Annotated in this window: 12 protein-coding genes; 6 read left to right on the forward strand and 6 right to left on the reverse strand. The window is 70.7% G+C overall.

The genetic code is table 11. The features are described from left to right. Nucleotide 1: 1 nt before the first annotated feature. A complete protein-coding gene (locus tag ABIA35_RS15890) occupies nt 2-700 on the reverse strand; it encodes a FadR/GntR family transcriptional regulator (RefSeq protein WP_370339499.1) in 699 nt (232 codons plus the stop codon). 105 nt (nt 701-805) lie between these two features. Between ABIA35_RS15890 and ABIA35_RS15895 the strand changes: the two genes are divergently transcribed. After that, entirely contained in the window at nt 806-2,074 is a 1,269-nt protein-coding gene (locus tag ABIA35_RS15895) for an alpha/beta hydrolase (RefSeq protein ID WP_370358365.1), read from the forward strand. A 105-nt stretch (nt 2,075-2,179) separates the two neighbouring features. Here ABIA35_RS15895 and ABIA35_RS15900 read toward each other — a convergent pair whose 3' ends face one another. After that, the gene (locus tag ABIA35_RS15900; RefSeq protein ID WP_370358366.1) at nt 2,180-3,577 is read right to left on the reverse strand and encodes an MATE family efflux transporter; all 1,398 of its coding nucleotides are present in this window, start codon (nt 3,575-3,577) and stop codon (nt 2,180-2,182) included. 126 nt (nt 3,578-3,703) lie between these two features. Here ABIA35_RS15900 and ABIA35_RS15905 point away from each other — a divergent pair, with 126 nt between their 5' ends. Next, on the forward strand, nt 3,704-4,441 hold the full coding sequence (locus ABIA35_RS15905; RefSeq protein WP_370358367.1) for a group II truncated hemoglobin: 738 nt from the start codon (nt 3,704-3,706) through the stop codon (nt 4,439-4,441). Between the two features lie 3 nt (nt 4,442-4,444). Here ABIA35_RS15905 and ABIA35_RS15910 read toward each other — a convergent pair whose 3' ends face one another. Both ABIA35_RS15910 and ABIA35_RS15915 read right to left on the reverse strand, forming a co-directional pair. Beyond that, nucleotides 4,445-5,719 (reverse strand): alpha/beta hydrolase family protein, encoded by a 1,275-nt coding sequence (locus tag ABIA35_RS15910; protein ID WP_370358368.1) that lies wholly within the window; start codon nt 5,717-5,719, stop codon nt 4,445-4,447. A 178-nt stretch (nt 5,720-5,897) separates the two neighbouring features. After that, nucleotides 5,898-7,589, reverse strand: a complete 1,692-nt coding sequence (locus ABIA35_RS15915) for a penicillin-binding transpeptidase domain-containing protein (RefSeq protein WP_370358369.1) — start codon at nt 7,587-7,589, stop codon at nt 5,898-5,900. Nucleotides 7,590-7,677: 88 nt separating this feature from the next. Here ABIA35_RS15915 and ABIA35_RS15920 point away from each other — a divergent pair, with 88 nt between their 5' ends. The 4 genes from ABIA35_RS15920 (at nt 7,678) to ABIA35_RS15935 (ending at nt 13,264) form a co-directional block, all read left to right on the forward strand. Next, nucleotides 7,678-8,628 carry a LysR substrate-binding domain-containing protein gene (locus ABIA35_RS15920; protein ID WP_370358370.1) on the forward strand — a complete coding sequence of 317 codons (951 nt, stop codon included), beginning with the start codon at nt 7,678-7,680 and terminating at the stop codon, nt 8,626-8,628. A 179-nt stretch (nt 8,629-8,807) separates the two neighbouring features. Beyond that, the gene (locus ABIA35_RS15925) at nt 8,808-9,650 is read left to right on the forward strand and encodes a serine hydrolase (protein ID WP_370358371.1); all 843 of its coding nucleotides are present in this window, start codon (nt 8,808-8,810) and stop codon (nt 9,648-9,650) included. A gap of 236 nt (nt 9,651-9,886) precedes the next feature. Next, the gene (locus ABIA35_RS15930; RefSeq protein WP_370358372.1) at nt 9,887-11,680 is read left to right on the forward strand and encodes a glycosyl hydrolase family 18 protein; all 1,794 of its coding nucleotides are present in this window, start codon (nt 9,887-9,889) and stop codon (nt 11,678-11,680) included. 165 nt (nt 11,681-11,845) lie between these two features. After that, complete coding sequence (locus tag ABIA35_RS15935) at nt 11,846-13,264, forward strand: family 2B encapsulin nanocompartment shell protein (protein WP_370358373.1); 1,419 nt, start codon at nt 11,846-11,848, stop codon at nt 13,262-13,264. A 125-nt stretch (nt 13,265-13,389) separates the two neighbouring features. Here the strand turns inward: ABIA35_RS15935 and dapB are convergent, their stop codons facing one another. Further along, nucleotides 13,390-14,190 (reverse strand): 4-hydroxy-tetrahydrodipicolinate reductase, encoded by an 801-nt coding sequence (gene dapB, locus ABIA35_RS15940; RefSeq protein WP_370358374.1) that lies wholly within the window; start codon nt 14,188-14,190, stop codon nt 13,390-13,392. Nucleotides 14,191-14,441: 251 nt separating this feature from the next. Further along, nucleotides 14,442-14,780 carry a rhodanese-like domain-containing protein gene (locus ABIA35_RS15945; protein ID WP_370339479.1) on the reverse strand — a complete coding sequence of 113 codons (339 nt, stop codon included), beginning with the start codon at nt 14,778-14,780 and terminating at the stop codon, nt 14,442-14,444. Nucleotides 14,781-14,827 lie beyond the last annotated feature (47 nt).

The raw sequence follows: 14,827 nt of genomic DNA on the forward strand, positions 1-14,827 counted from the left end.
CTCAGCCCCCTTGCGTCGACCGCTTCTCGCTCAAGGTGTTCCGCAGCCACTGCTCGATGCTCACGATGTGGATCGTCGCCCACGCCCGCGCGCCCTCGGAGTCCCGCTCGGCCAGCGCGTCCAGGATCGCCGTGTGCTCCATCAGCGTCCGGGTGAGCGCCCCCTCCTGCGTCAGCCCGCGCCAGACCCGCGCCCGCGTGGTCGGCCCCGAAAGGCTGTCCAGCAGCGAGCCCAGCACCACGTTCCGGGAGCACGCCGCGATCCGGCTGTGGAACTCCAGGTCGTTGCGCACCAGGTCCTCCACCGTCGGGGCGTTGCCGATCAGCGCCAGATGCGCGCGCAGGTCGGCCACCTCCTCGTCGGTGACGCGCTGCGCGGCCATGGCGGTGGCGGCCGGCTCCAGGATGCGGCGGACCTCCAGGAACTCCAGGACCGTGTCGTCCCGGTGGAAGTCGACGACAAAGCTCATCGCCTCCAGCAGCCGCGCCGGCTCCAGGCTCGTGACGTAGGTCCCGTCGCCCTGCCGCACGTCCAGCACGTGGATCAGCGACAGCGCCCGCACCGCCTCCCGCAGCGAGCTGCGCGAAAGCCCCAGCTCAGCGGCCAGGTCCGCCTCCTTGGGCAGGCGATCGCCGGGCCGCAGCCGGCCCTTGATGATCATCTCTTTGATCTTCTCGATCGCCTCGTCGGTCACCGCCATGCGGTCATTGTGCCAGCGCCGGGGCCGGACGGCGTCGCGGCCCGCACCCGGGAACGTAGGCGACCCTTACCGCGAGCTGACGCGCCTCCCGCCAAGATCGGCACCGTGGACGTGTCGTTGCTGGACGGCTGGCTGCCCTGGGCCCTCCGGGTGCTCACCGTGGCGCTGGTCGTCGTCACGATCGGACGGGCGCGGCTGCGGGACCGGGAGTTCCTGCTCAAGCGCCTGCCGATCGTGCTCGGGGGAGCTGTTCTGTTCGGCGTGCTGTGCGCGGTGCTGGTGCGGACGGCGATGGGGGTGTCGGATCCGCTGCCGTTCGGGCTCTGGTTCTGGCTCGCGGTGTTCGCCCTCGCGACCGGGCTGGCCGTGGCGTGCTGGCGCGGGTCGCGGTGGTGGCAGCGCACGGCCGCGCCGCTGGCGATGCTGCTGGCGCTGCTCACCGCCGGCGACGCGCTGGACATCAGCCTCGGCTACTACCCGACGCTGGCGGACATGTACGGCGAGCTGACCAACCAGGCGCTGCCGCAGCAGGTCAGCCTGGCGCAGCTGGGCACCATCCACGGCAACACCAAGACCGGCCGCATCGTCGAGGTGGACATCCCGGAGACCGCCAGCGGCTTCCAGCACCGCAGCGAATACGTCTACCTGCCGCCGGCCTGGTTCCGCTCCACGCACCGGCCCAAGCTGCCGGTGGTGGAGATGATCGGCGGCGAGTTCGCCGAGCCGGACAACTGGATCCGCGCCGGCAACGCCATCAAGACCGCCGACGCCTACGCCGCCGCGCACCACGGCTTCGCGCCGGTCATGGTCTTCGTCGACGCCTCCGGCGGCTTCAAGGTGGACACCGAATGCGTGAACGGCCCCGCCGGCCACGCCATGGACCACCTGGTGGAGGACATCCCGCCCTACGTCGAGAAGACCTTCGGCACCGCGACCCTCCCGGCGAAGTGGGCCGTGGCCGGCTGGTCCATGGGCGGCACCTGCGCGATCACCCTGGCCCTGACCCATCCCACCGTCTTCGGCCACTTCCTCGACATCAGCGGCGACCTGGGCCCCAACAAGGGCGACAAGAACTCCACCATCGCCACCCTGTACGGCGGCGACGCGGCCGAGTACGCCGCCGACGACCCGCTGACCATCCTGAGCAAGCACAAGAAGTGGCCCAGGTACTTCTCCGGCATGTTCGCGGTCGGCAACCAGGAGACGGCGCAGCCCAAGCACGCGCAGCAACTGTCCGCCGCGCTGAAGAAGGACCACGTCCCGAACCAGATCTGGACCGGATCCGGCAAGCATTCGTGGGTCTTCGGGCAAGCGGCCTTCGTACAGGAGTTGCCCTGGCTGGCCAAGGCGATCCAGGTGCCCGGGGCGAAGTAGCACGACACGTGCCGGGTCCTGAGCTGGCTCATCGGCCTCGGCGTGATCGCCATGCTGTGGCACCGCGGCTCCGCCGACTTCTTCCACCCCGGGCCTCGGCGCTGACTAAGGCGTCTGCGTAACCGCCGCGACCTCCGCGGCGGCCGTCGCGTCATCCGTCCCCTCGCCGCTCGCCCCGCGCTCGGCACCGGTCACGATCCAGCGGTCGGTGCGGATCCGCGCCGCGAGCGCGATCAGCCGCGCCAGCATGAACACCCCGAGCGCCCACCACAGGCCGAGCAGTCCCTGGTCCAGGTGGTAGGAACCGAGCGCGGCGGCCAGGTAGGCGCTGGTGGTCGCGATCCCGGCCCACGCCAGGAACCGGCCGTCGCCGGCCCCGATGAGGATGCCGTCGAGCACGAACACGGGCGCTGCGACCGGCAGGAACAACGCCTCCAACAGCAGAACGTCCTCCAGCAGGTTCCGCACCGTCTGGTCGTCGGTGAACAGCGGGATGAACGCCTGCCGCGTCGCCAGCACCATCAGGGCGAGCACGACGCCGACCACCACGCCCCACTCGATCGTGCGCCGGGTGGCCCGCCGCGCACCCGTCACGTCCGAGGCCCCGAGCAGCTGCGAGATCCACGCCTGTCCGGCGATGGCGAGGGCGTCCAGCACCAGCCCCAGGAAGCCCCACAGCGACCACGCGACCTGTTGCGCCGCCAACGCCTCGGTCCCATAGCGCGCGGCGAGGATCGTCCCGGCCAGGAGCGCGATCCGCAGCAGTATCGTGCGGACCAGCAAGGGGATCGAGGCCGTCGCGGCCTGCTTGATCCCCTCGCGGTCCGGTCGCAGTGGTGCCTCGTATTTGCGCGCCGCCTTATAGACGACCACCGCATAAGCAGTCGCCATGCCGTACTGCGTGAGCACCGTCCCCGTCGCCGAACCGGCGATCCCCATGCCCACCGGATAGACCAGCACCAGGTTCAGCACCACGTTCATGGTGGCGCCGGTCGCCGCAACTACAAGTGTCGTACGAATGTCCTGCAGACCTCGCAGGACTCCCGTGGAGGCCAGAACCAAGAGCATCGCAGGCTGCCCGATAGAGGCGATCCGCAGGTACGTCACTCCGTAGGGCACCGCCTCAGGCGACGCCCCGAACAGCCGCACCAGCGGCGCGGCGAACACGATCCCGGCCAGTCCCAGCACCACGCCGAGGATCACGCCGAGCCACATCCCGTCCACGCCCTGCCGCACCGCCCCCGGCAGGTCCCCGGCGCCGATCCGCCGCCCCACGGAGGCCGTCGTCCCATAGGCGAGGAACACGCACAGGTACGTCAGCGTCGCCAGCAGCGCGCTCGCCGCAGCCAGCCCAGCCAGCTGCGGCGTCCCCAGGTGCCCGACGATCGCCGAGTCGGCGAGCAGGAACAGCGGCTCGGCGACCAGGTTCCCCAAAGCCGGCAGCGCCAGCTTCAGCAGCCGCGCGTCCTCGGCCGTCGGGCGGAAGCTGTGCTCGGAAGTCATCGGCTCCCCCGGGGTCGGCGAGACAGTGGACGGGACACCAGGCGGGGCGTCACAGGCACAACGCCGCGACGAATATTACCGCCCAGGATCGGCCCTCAGCAGGAGGCGCCGTGGAAAACTGATCACATGACCGTCGAGGACATCCGCTACCGCATCCCCGCCGAGCGCGCCGCCGAGTTCGAAGCCGCCTATGCCGACGCTGCCGAGGCCCTGGCCGCCGCCCCGGAATGCGTCGGTTACGAGCTGGTCCGCGGCATCGACGAACCGGACCAGTACGTCTTCCGCACCACCTGGAACGCGCCGAAGCCCCAGAGCCCCGAGCAACAGCGCGAGGACCACCTCAAGGGCTACGAAGGCGACATCACCGACCGGCGCACCTACGAGCAGACCGCCGTCCGCGGCGACGGCGGTGCGGTCCCGAGCTTGTACGAATGGCTCGGCGGCGAGGAGGCCCTGCTGCGGCTGACCGAAGCCTTCTACCGCGAGGTCCTGAAGGACGAACTGCTCCATCCCCTGTTCGCGGGCATGAACCCGGAGCACCCGCAGCACGTCGCGCTCTGGCTCGGCGAGGTCTTCGGCGGCCCGAGCACCTACACCGACTCCCACGGCGGCTACCGCCACATGATCCGGCAGCACCTCGGCCGCGGCATCCAGGAGAAGCAGCGCCGCCGCTGGGTCAGCCTCCTGATGGACGCCGCCGACGAGGTCGGCCTCCCGGACGACCCCGAGTTCCGCGCGGCCTTCACCGGCTACATCGAGTGGGGCACCCGGCTGGCCGTCATCAACTCGCAGCCCGGCGTGAAGGAGTACAACGCCCCGATGCCGAAGTGGAACTGGGGCGGGCACCCTCCGTACCGCGGATGAGGGCTACTGCACGAAGGTGATCGGGTACTGCGACGCGCCCCGGCCGTCCAGCAGGTGGTCGTCGCGGCCCTTCAGGAACCGGTTGAAGAACGAGTCCACCAGCGCGCGGTCGGCGGCCACCGCACGCCGCGCGTCGACCGTCCCGTTGTCGTAGGTCAGCGTCGAGGCCGGGATCTGGCCGGCCAGCTGCGCCAGCAGGGGCTCGGCGTCCGTGAACGACTGGTGCTGCGAGTCGTTCAGGGTGATGTCCGCCTTCCACCCCTTCTGGTTCTGCCAGAACGACGCCCACGACGGCTCGACGTGGATGCTGCTGGGGTAGCGGCCGGTGCTGCCCATCAGCAGGAGCGGCTGCTTCAGCCCGTGCAGCGCGACGTCGCTCAGGTGGGTGCCGTCGGCGTTCTCGGTGAACTCCATGGTGCCGTCCAGGTTGACGCCGGCCTTGACCCGCGGGTCGTCGTACATGGTCTCCGCCGCCTCGAACCCGCCGGCGGAGTGGCCGAACATCCCGATGTCGTTCAGGTCCATGCCGGCGGTCAGCCGGTTCGGCAGGCTCGACAGCCGGTTCAGCACGAGCCGGGTGTCGGCCAGCCGGACGTCCATCACCTTGGTGAGCAGGACCGTCGCCGCCGCCTGGTCGTCCCCGACTTGGCCGAAAGCCGCCAGCAGCGGCCCGTTGCCGACCACGTGGCCGTCGGGGAACTCCGTGGCCGGCGCTTCCCCGGTGTGGTCGATGGTGACCACCACATAGCCCTGCGAAGCCAGGTTCTCGACCAGGGTCATGTTCGAGTCGCGCGGGTCCCCGGCGCCGGGCGAGTACAGGACGACCGGAAAACGGCCCGGCGCCATGGCGGCGTCCCGCACCGAGTGCGTCTTGGTCGCGGCCCAGTTCACCAGACCTGCGGGCAGGCCGTTGCCGCCGTCGAGCGAGGCACCGATCTCGGCGGCGGCCGCGGCGGGGTACTGGGTCGTATACGGCTTGCCTGCCGTGTGCACCGCCGGGTAGAAGACGCTGATCATCAGCTCGCGGTAGGACTGGTTCGGCACCCAGGGATCCGCGCGCTTGTCGTCGACAAGCCGGAAGGTCGACTCGCCGGTGGCGTAGCGGCCGTGCGGCGCGGGAAGGGTGAGCGTCCGGCCATTCGCAGGGGCCGATGACGTGGACAGGGCCGGCGCGCTGTGGGTCGCGGACACGGCCGAGGCCGGAACGGCGTTCGAGAGAACGAGACCGGAAACGGCGACCCCGGCCAGAGAAGCGGCGACGAGACGGGAGCTGCGCATGAGGGTTCCTTATGATGCGGCGTTGCGTTGTTCGGACACCTCGATCCTCGCAACGCACGCACCCCGCGAACCACCGTGCTACCAGGCATTTCACCGCTCGTGAAAGCCGAACCGCCATAGGGCGGATAACCGCCCTATGACAGCGTCCGTACTAGCGTCAGGTTCGCTCCCGCTCCGCTCAGCCGATCCCGATCCCGTTCAACATCGCCTTGATCGCCGGTCCCGCCTTGTCGTTGCCGAACCCGCCGTTCAGCACCACGCACGCCACCGCGATGTCATGCTGCGGATCCATCGCGATCATCCAGCTGTCCGGGTCCTCGTTCTGACGCTCGGCGGTGCCGGTCTTCGCGCCGAGCGTCGGGCTGATGCCGCGCAGCGAGGTGGCGGTGCCCTCCGTGATGACCCCGCGCATCAGGGTCTTGAGGTCCTTGTCAACCGCGGCCGGCAAGGGCGTCGCCGCCACCTGGCTCTGCCCCGGGACCAGGATCGGCTGCTTGAACCCGCCACTGGCCACCGTCGCGGCGACCGAGGCCATCGTCAGCGGACACATCGTGATGTCGCCCTGGCCGAACGTCTCGGCGGCGAACCGCTCCTGCCCGTCGGCCGCGGGGACCTGCTCGGTGCCCGCCGTGCAGTACGTCGCCGAGCCCAGGCCCATGTCCCACGGCTGGTTCAGGCCGAACTGCGTCTTCGCCTCGGTCTCCAGCGCGGACAGGCCCGACAGCCGGTCGCGCAGCCCGACGTAGGAGGTGTTGCAGGACTGCTCGAAGGCGTCGGTCAGGGTCGCGTTCGGGTAGCCGTTCTTCAGGCCTTCGTCGTTGTGGTACGTCTGCGATCCGACCGTCGAGGTCGGCGGGCACGGCGCCGAGTCCGACGGCTTGAGACCGGTCTGCAGAAGGGCCGCGGTGGTGACGGTCTTGAACGTCGAGCCCGGCGCGCGCAGCGCGTGATACGCCAGCCCCGCGGTGGTCTGGGAGTTGCTGGCCATCGCCAGGACCCCGCCGGTGCTGGGCTTGATGACCACCATGCCCGAGTTCGGGTAGGCGTTCAGCGCTTGCTCGGCCGCGGTCTGGACGCGGGCGTCGAGCGTCGAAGGGATCTGCGCCGTGGCCCCGCTCGGCGTCGTGCCGAGCGCGACCGGCATGCTCCCGCCGATCGGCACGCCGGTGTTGATGTCGACGAAGTTGATCTGGAGCGCGGTCGGCGCCGCGCCGCCGGGCCGTTTGGCGGTCGCCATGCGCGAGAGCACGGTCGCCAGGCTGGGATGCGCCGCCGCCTGGAGCGGCAGGCCGGTGTCGTCGACGACGGTCGCGGGCGGCGGGGTCGCCGTGAGGTTCGCTTGCGCGCCGAGTTGCGGATGGATGACCGCCGAGGACCAGTGGACCAGGAGACCGTTCGCGTTTCCGGCCGCCGGGGCCACGGCGAGGATGGAGTTGTAGCTCCACTGCAACCCGCCGTCGAAGGAGTCCACGACGCTGAAGTTGTACCGGGTCGCCGAATCCGGCGAAGCACCCGTCGCAGGGATCTGCGATCCCAGTGTGAGCTGTGTGGACTTGGGATTCAGCGACTTCATAACCGCCTGCAACCGGGGCCCGGCGGCCGCCGCGTTGTCGGTGAGCGAGCCGGCCTTGGTGTAGTCCCCCGACGCCCAGGCCGCCAAGAAGTCCTTCGCCACCGCGTCCGGGGTCGCGGTGGCGGCGTCCGAAGACGCCGCCGAGCCGCCCGCCTGGCTCTGCGCCGTCGGCGACGCGCCGTGGTGGTCGGACCGCAGCCAGAAGGCCACGGAAGCCGCCGCCACCACCGCGACTGAGACGACCGCCGCGGTGACGGTCCGTGTCCTGCGGTTTCCCCGCTTTTGCTTGCCTGCCATAGCTCGCAAGGAAAGCGCGCCCTCCGCGACTCTGTCCAAGAGTCGTATGGGAAACACATCCATAGCGATATGACTATGATCCGATGTCATGGACCTCTTGACGCACCTCCGCTACTTCCGCGTGGTCGCTGAGGAACAGCACTTCGGGCGGGCCGCCGTCCGGCTGCGGCTCGCGCAGCCCTCGCTGTCGCAACGGATCCAGCGCCTGGAGCGCGAGTTCGGGGTGCGGTTGTTCGACCGGGGCCGCAGCGGCGCGGTCCTGACCCCGGCCGGGCGCCTGGTGCTGGCCCAGAGCCAGGCGGTGCTCGACGCCGCCGACCGGCTGCGCTCGGTGGTCGGGCGGCTGCAGGACGGCGAGATGGGGACCCTGCGCGCGGCGGTGCCGCCGCACCTCGGCGGCGCGGCGGTCGCGGCGCTGCTGACCGCGTTCCAGGAACGCAGCCCCGGCGGCGAGCTCGATCTCCGGGAACTCGCCACCGCCGAGCAGACCGCGGAGCTGGCGGCCGGCACGCTGGACGCCGGGATCGTGCGGCATCCCTGTCTGGCCGCCGGGCTGGCGTTCGGGCCGATGCTGCACCAGCCGCTCGGGGTGCTGCTGCGGGCCGACGACCCGCTGGCCGCCGGCCCGGTGGTGGAACTCAGAGCCCTGAGCGGCCGCGCTCTGGCCATGCCGCCGCGCGCGAACAGCCCGGCGCTCCACGACGAGACGCTGACCGCGTGCGCCCGCCACGGTTTCACGCCGACCGCGATCCGCGACGCCGAGGGCCTGGACTTCACCCGCGCGCTCATCATGGCCGGCGCCGACCTGACCGCCCTGATGCCCGCACCGCCACCCGAACCCGGCACCGCCTGGCGTCCGCTGGCCGGCCGCCCCCTGTCCTGGCGCACGTCCACGGCCTGGCCCGCGGGCCACGACGGCCCGGCCGTGCGCGTCTTCGCCGAGGCCGCCGACGCCGCGCTGCGCGCGCATGCCGGGATGTACGCGGCACCCGCCGAACGCCCTCGCGCCGCCCGACCGGAGACGGAGTTCGCGCTGTGACCGAATACTTCTCCGCTTCCGGCTCCGGTTCCGGTTCCGGCTCTGCATTCGCCTCCGAATCCGGCCCCGCGTCCAGCCCCGCATCCGCCTCCGCTTCCGGCTCTGCATCCGTCTCCGAATCCAGCCCCGCATCCGGCCCCGCATCCCTCTCCCTGTCGACCACCGCCGGCCGCCGCGCCGTGAACCGCATCGCCGCGGCCTTCTCCGACGCCGGCGTCACCGGCCGACTGCACGCCCTCGACATCGATTCCGGCGCCTCGGTCTCGGTCTCGGGCACGCACCTCGTCCCGACCAGCAGCCTCCACAAGGTGTGCCTGCTGGCCACCCTCTATCGCGAAGCCGCCGCCGGGCGCATCGATCGCACCCGCCAGATCGAGGTCCCCGCCGCCGAACGCACCCCCGGCCTGTCCGGTCTGGCCGTGATGCGCGACGCCGTCCGGCTCTCGCTGCGCGACCTGGCCACCCTCGTCGTCGCGGTCAGCGACAACGCCGCCGCGGACGTCCTGTGGCGCGAGGTCGGGCTCGACACGGTCAACCGCGCCATGGCCGATCTCGGCCTGCCCGACACCATCGCCGTCCACGACATGGCGGCCATCAGGGACGCGCTCCTGGCCACGCCGAACCTCGCCGATCCCGCGGCGTTGGCAGATATCAGTGTTCTGAATCCTGAGCAGACCAACCGCTCCACCCCGCGCCAGTTGGCCGAGCTGTTCGCCGCCATCTGGCGCGACGAGGTCTGCGCCGGCGAGCTCGCCGGGGAACTGCGCTCCGTGCTCGGGGTGCAGGCCTGGACCCATCGCATGTCGTCGGGCTTCCCGTTCGACGACGTCCGGGTCAGCGGGAAGACCGCCACCCTGCCCACGGTCCGCGCCGAGGCCGGCGTCGTCGAGTACCCCGACGGCGGGCGCTACGCGGTAGCCGTCTTCACCCGCGCCGCCTCGACCGCCGCGATCCTGCCCGCCGCCGACGCCGTCATCGGCACCGCGGCGCGCATCGCGGTCGACGCGCTGCGGTCGCCCTGAAAGCTGCGAAAGGAACAAAGGCAACACAAGGCTCTGCTTATTGCATTCAGTGCATTTACGGACAGGCGCCGAACTCCCGAAAACACCGCGTCCCAGGTTGCGGCAAAACGAATTGTTAGGAACCTTGACAGACCTCTGGTCTAGTCCAATGATGTCCCCCAGGGCGGCCGCCTCTTCGAGCTCTTAGGTTCGATACAGATCCAGTCCTGATCAACGCCCTGCCATCTGGGAGCATCATGAAACGGACAGGCCGTCATCTCCGCGTGCTCGCAACAGCCGCGGCGACACTGGCCGCGAGCGCCGGCGCCGTTCTGGCGTCCAGCGCCGCAAGCCATGCCGCCGCGGCGACGCCTGCCGCGTCGACCGGCACCCCCATCCCGGCGCACGTGTTCGCGCCCTATTTCGAGGCCTACAACGGCGACGACCCGGCGACCCTGAGCCAGCAGTCCGGCGCGAAATACCTGACGATGGCGTTCATCCAGACCGCCAGCAAGGGTTCGTGCACGGTCGACTGGGACGGCGACACCTCGACGCCGATCTCGTCGTCCACCTACGGTTCCTCGATCGCCACGATCCGGGCCAACGGCGGCGACGTGATCCCCTCGTTCGGCGGGTACGCCGCCGACGACGGGGGCACCGAGATCGCCGACAGCTGCACCGATGTGAGCTCGATCGCCGCGGCGTACGAGAACGTCATCACGACGTACAACGTCACCCGGCTCGACCTGGACACCGAGGACAACTCGCTGACCGACACGGCCGGCATCGACCGGCGCAACAAGGCCATCAAGATGGTCGAGGACTGGGCCGCGGCCAACGGCCGCACCGTCCAGTTCAGCTACACCCTGCCCACGACCACCAGCGGCCTGGCCTCCTCGGGCCTTGCGGTGCTGAAGAACGCGGTCACCAACAACGCGCGCATCGATGTCGTCAACATCATGACCTTCGACTACTACGACGGCGCGACGCACGAGATGGCGAACGACACCAAGACCGCCGCCACCGGCCTTGAGAAGCAGCTCGCCACCTTGTACCCGAGCAAGACCGCCGCCCAGCTGTGGGCGACGATCGGCGTCACCGAGATGCCCGGCATCGACGACTACGGGGCGGCCGAGACGTTCCAGACCTCGGACGCGCCGACCGTGCTGAGCTGGGCCAACTCCCAGGGCATCGCGGAGATCTCGTTCTGGGCGCTGCAGCGTGACAACGGCGGCTGCGTGGGCACCGGCGGCTCGGACACCTGCTCGGGCATCGCGCAGAGCACCTGGTACTTCAGCAACACCTTCGAACCGTTCACCAGCGGCGGGACCACGCCTCCGCCGCCGACGAACGACTTCTCCGTGGGCGTCTCGCCGACGTCGGCCACGCTGGCTCAGGGCGCGACCGCCACGGCGACGGTGTCCACGGCGGTCACCAACGGCACGGCGCAGAGCGTCGCGCTGGCCGCCAGCGGAGCCCCCTCCGGGGCCACCGTCAGCCTCAGCCCGACCTCGGTGACCGCCGGCGGCACGTCGACGCTCACCGTGGCCACGGCCTCGACCACCCCGGCCGGGACGTACCCGATCACGGTCACCGGCACTGCGGCCTCAGGAAGCCACAGCGCCACCTTCACCGTGACCGTCACCGGTCCCGGCGGCGGGGGCGGCGGCGCGATCGTCAACGGCGGGTTCGAGACCGGGTCGTTCAGCCCGTGGACGTGTCAGAGCACTGACGCGGTCGTGGGCAGCCCGGTGCACTCCGGCTCGCACGCGGCGAAGATCTCGCCGACCGCGGGCGCCACCGGCGAGTGCGACCAGGCGGTCACGGGCCTGACGCCGAACCACGCCTACACGCTCACCGCCTACGTCCAGGGCAACTACGCCTTCGTCGGCGTCAGCGGCGGGGCCAGCGGCAGCGCGTGGACCTCGGCGTCGGGCTGGACCAAGCTGTCGGTGCCGTTCACGACCGACGCCACCGGGAACGTGACGGTGTTCGTCCACGGCTGGTACAGCCAGGGCGACGTCTACGCGGACGACTTCGCCATTTCCTGACCGGTTCCCTCCCCTCCCGCGCGGCGTCCCGGCGATCAGCGGCCCCACAAGGGCCGCGACCGCCGGGGCGCCGCGTCAATCCCGGCCAGTCGCCAATCACTCGAAGTAAGGAAGTACCAAAGCCGCATATTGCGGACGCGAGAAGACCATTGGTTACGTGGAGGCATGCCGACCGATCCCATGCCGCAGGACCTCCTCCAGGACGACCCGCTGAGCCTGAGCACCGCCGCCGCCCGCAACCTGGCCACGACCACCAAGACCGTCCCGCAGATGCAGGGCATCACCTCCCGGTGGCTGCTCCGCAAGCTCCCGTTCGTGCAGGTCTCCGGCGGCACCTACCGCGTGAACCGGCGCCTGACGCACGCCGTCGGGCGCGGCCGGATCGCCTTCGACCAGACCGGCGAGGACATCAGGGTCCTGCCCGCCACGCTGACCGAGCTGCCGATCCTGCGCGGCCTGGACGACGACGCGCTCCTGGCGGAACTCGCCGGCCGCTTCACCCAGCGCCGCTTCACCGCCGACGAGCAACTGGCCGAGGCCGGCCGGCCGGTGACCGAGATCCTGATCGTCGGACACGGCAAGGTCGCCAAGGTCGGCACCGGCAAATACGGCGAGACGACGGTCATCGGCTCCCTGGCCGGCGGCGACCACCTCGGCGACGAGGCGGTGGACGGCGGCGTGGTGGACTCGGTCCCCTGGGCCTACGGCGCCCGCGCCACCACCGCCGGCACCCTACTGGCGCTCCCGCTGAGCGCGTTCCAGGAACTGCTGGACCGCTCGGAGGCACTGCGCACGCAGATCGCCTCGCACACGGCCCGCCGCGCCAAGGCGGTGAACAAGAAGGGCGAGGCGGAGATCTCCCTGGCCGCCGGCCACGAGGGCGAGACCGGCCTGCCGGGCACGTTCGTCGACTACGAGCTCCAGCCCCGCGAGTACCAGCTCTCGGTGGCGCAGACCGTCCTGCGCGTCCACACCCGCGTCGCAGACCTCTACAACGACCCGATGAACCAGACCGAACAGCAGCTGCGGCTGACCGTCGAGGCGCTCAAGGAGCGCCAGGAGCACGAGCTGCTGAACAACCCGCGGTTCGGCCTGCTCCCCAACGCCGCGAACGAGCAGCGCATCCACACCCACAGCGGCCCGCCGACCCCCGACGACATGGACGAACTGCTCTCCATGCGCCGCTCCACCAAGTTCTTCCTGGCGCACCCCAAAGCCATCGCCGCCTTCGGCCGCGAGTGCACCAAGCGCGGCGTGTACCCCACCTCCGGCACCGTGGACGGCAACCGCGTCTTCGCCTGGCGCGACGTCCCGATCTACCCCTGCTCGAAGATCCCGGTCACCGCCGGCCACACCACCTCCATCCTGGCCATGCGCACCGGCGAGGACGAGCAGGGCGTGGTCGGCCTGCACCAGAGCGGCCTGCCCGACGAGTTCGAACCGAGCCTGAACGTCCGCTTCATGGGCATCGACGACAAAGCCGTCATCAGCTACCTCGTGAGCGCCTACTACTCGGCCGCCATCCTGGTGCCCGACGCGCTCGGCGTGCTCGAGAACGTCGAGCTCGACCGCCCGCGCGGATAGGCGCGGCGCGGGCGGTGTCCTCGGTGGCCCGTGCGGCGGGCCGCCGGGGACGTGCGGGCTCAGGCGGGCTCGGGCGGGTTCAGGCGGGTTCAGGCAGGTTCAGGCGGGCTCAGGCCCCACAGCGCTCAACCGCCGAACAGCAGGGTGTCCAGACCCCGCCGAACCCCGACCGCATCGCCGACATGCCGCACCGCGAGCAGGGTGCCGTCGACGTAGGGCGCGGGATCGGGCCCGGCGTCGTGCTTCATGACGAGGCGCTCCCCGGCCCCACCAAAGATGATCTCGGTACTGACCACATAACTCGGCAACCGCACCGAATGAACCCGAGCGCCACCCACCTCGGCACCCCGCGCCTCGACCGGCCCATGCAGCTCCGCGAGCGGCACCGCAGGCACCGGCCGCCGAACCGCCCCCAACGTCTCGGCAAGCTCCCGCGCAGTCCCACTCGGCACATCGGGCTTACCCGCGCTGGCATAGTCGATGATCTCCCACCGATCCAGATGCTCGGCCGCAAGCGTCGCAGCCTTCTGAAGCACCGCGGCCATCACCGAGAAGTTCCCGGCGGCGATCACCCCGACCTCATGATCACGAGCCGCCCCATCCAGCTCGACATAGTCCGCACCCGTCAACCCCGACGACCCGATCACCACATGCGCACCAGCCTGCACCGCCGCGAAAGCGTTCTGCCTCACAGCAGCCGCACTCGTGTAGTCGACCACCACATCCGCCGACTCCGCAGCAAGCGCCTCGCCAACAGACGCGAACACCCGCCCCGACCCCGACCCGCCGACCACCTCCGCAATCGACCTCCCCGCCCCCGACCGCGAGACACCCGAGACCAGCACAAGATCGGCCGACGCCTCGATCCCCGCGACGATCGCCGAAGCGGCCCACCCGGTGACCCCGGAGAAGCAGATCCTGATCATGTGCCCAGGGTAAAGCGGCACCCGACTTCCCGCCCGCCGCGCTGACCTGCGAATTCGCCAGCGATGGGCAACCGGGTCGGCGATCACCCGGCCAGTTCTCCTCTCACCGCGCCAGTTCCCCGCCGGTGGATCTGCGGCCCCACTGCACGGCTCACTCTCAACAGCCAGCCTGGCGGTCACCCGACCGGCTGCCCCACGCTCGCGATGGCCAACCGACTCGGCGCCTTCCTGGTCGCCCGGCCTCGCCTCGCCTACTCCCCCGCCACCCCCGACTCCACCGGCAGCCCGGCCGCCGTCCAGTCCTCGATGCCCTCCCGGTACTTCCGTACGTTCGTGTACCCCAGCCGCTCCAGCCTGGCGGCCACCTGGCCGCTGTTCGGGCAGGCCGCGTTCGAGCAGTAGGTCACGATCAGCGCGTCCCGGTCTGGCAGCAGGTCGCGGTACAGCTGCTCCGGGTCGTCGGCGTGCAGGGGGATGGCGCCGGGGAGGTGTTGCTTCTCCCAGTAGGTGCCGGCGAGGGCGTCGAGGACGGTGGCTGTGCCGTCGGCTATCGCGGCCTTCAGGTCGTCGCGCGTGATGAGGGTGGTCATGGCTGTGCCTCCTGAAACAGTGGATCCGGACTGCGGTCCGCTTGTCT

Source organism: Catenulispora sp. MAP12-49 (genome assembly GCF_041262705.1).
GTDB lineage: Bacteria > Actinomycetota > Actinomycetes > Streptomycetales > Catenulisporaceae > Catenulispora.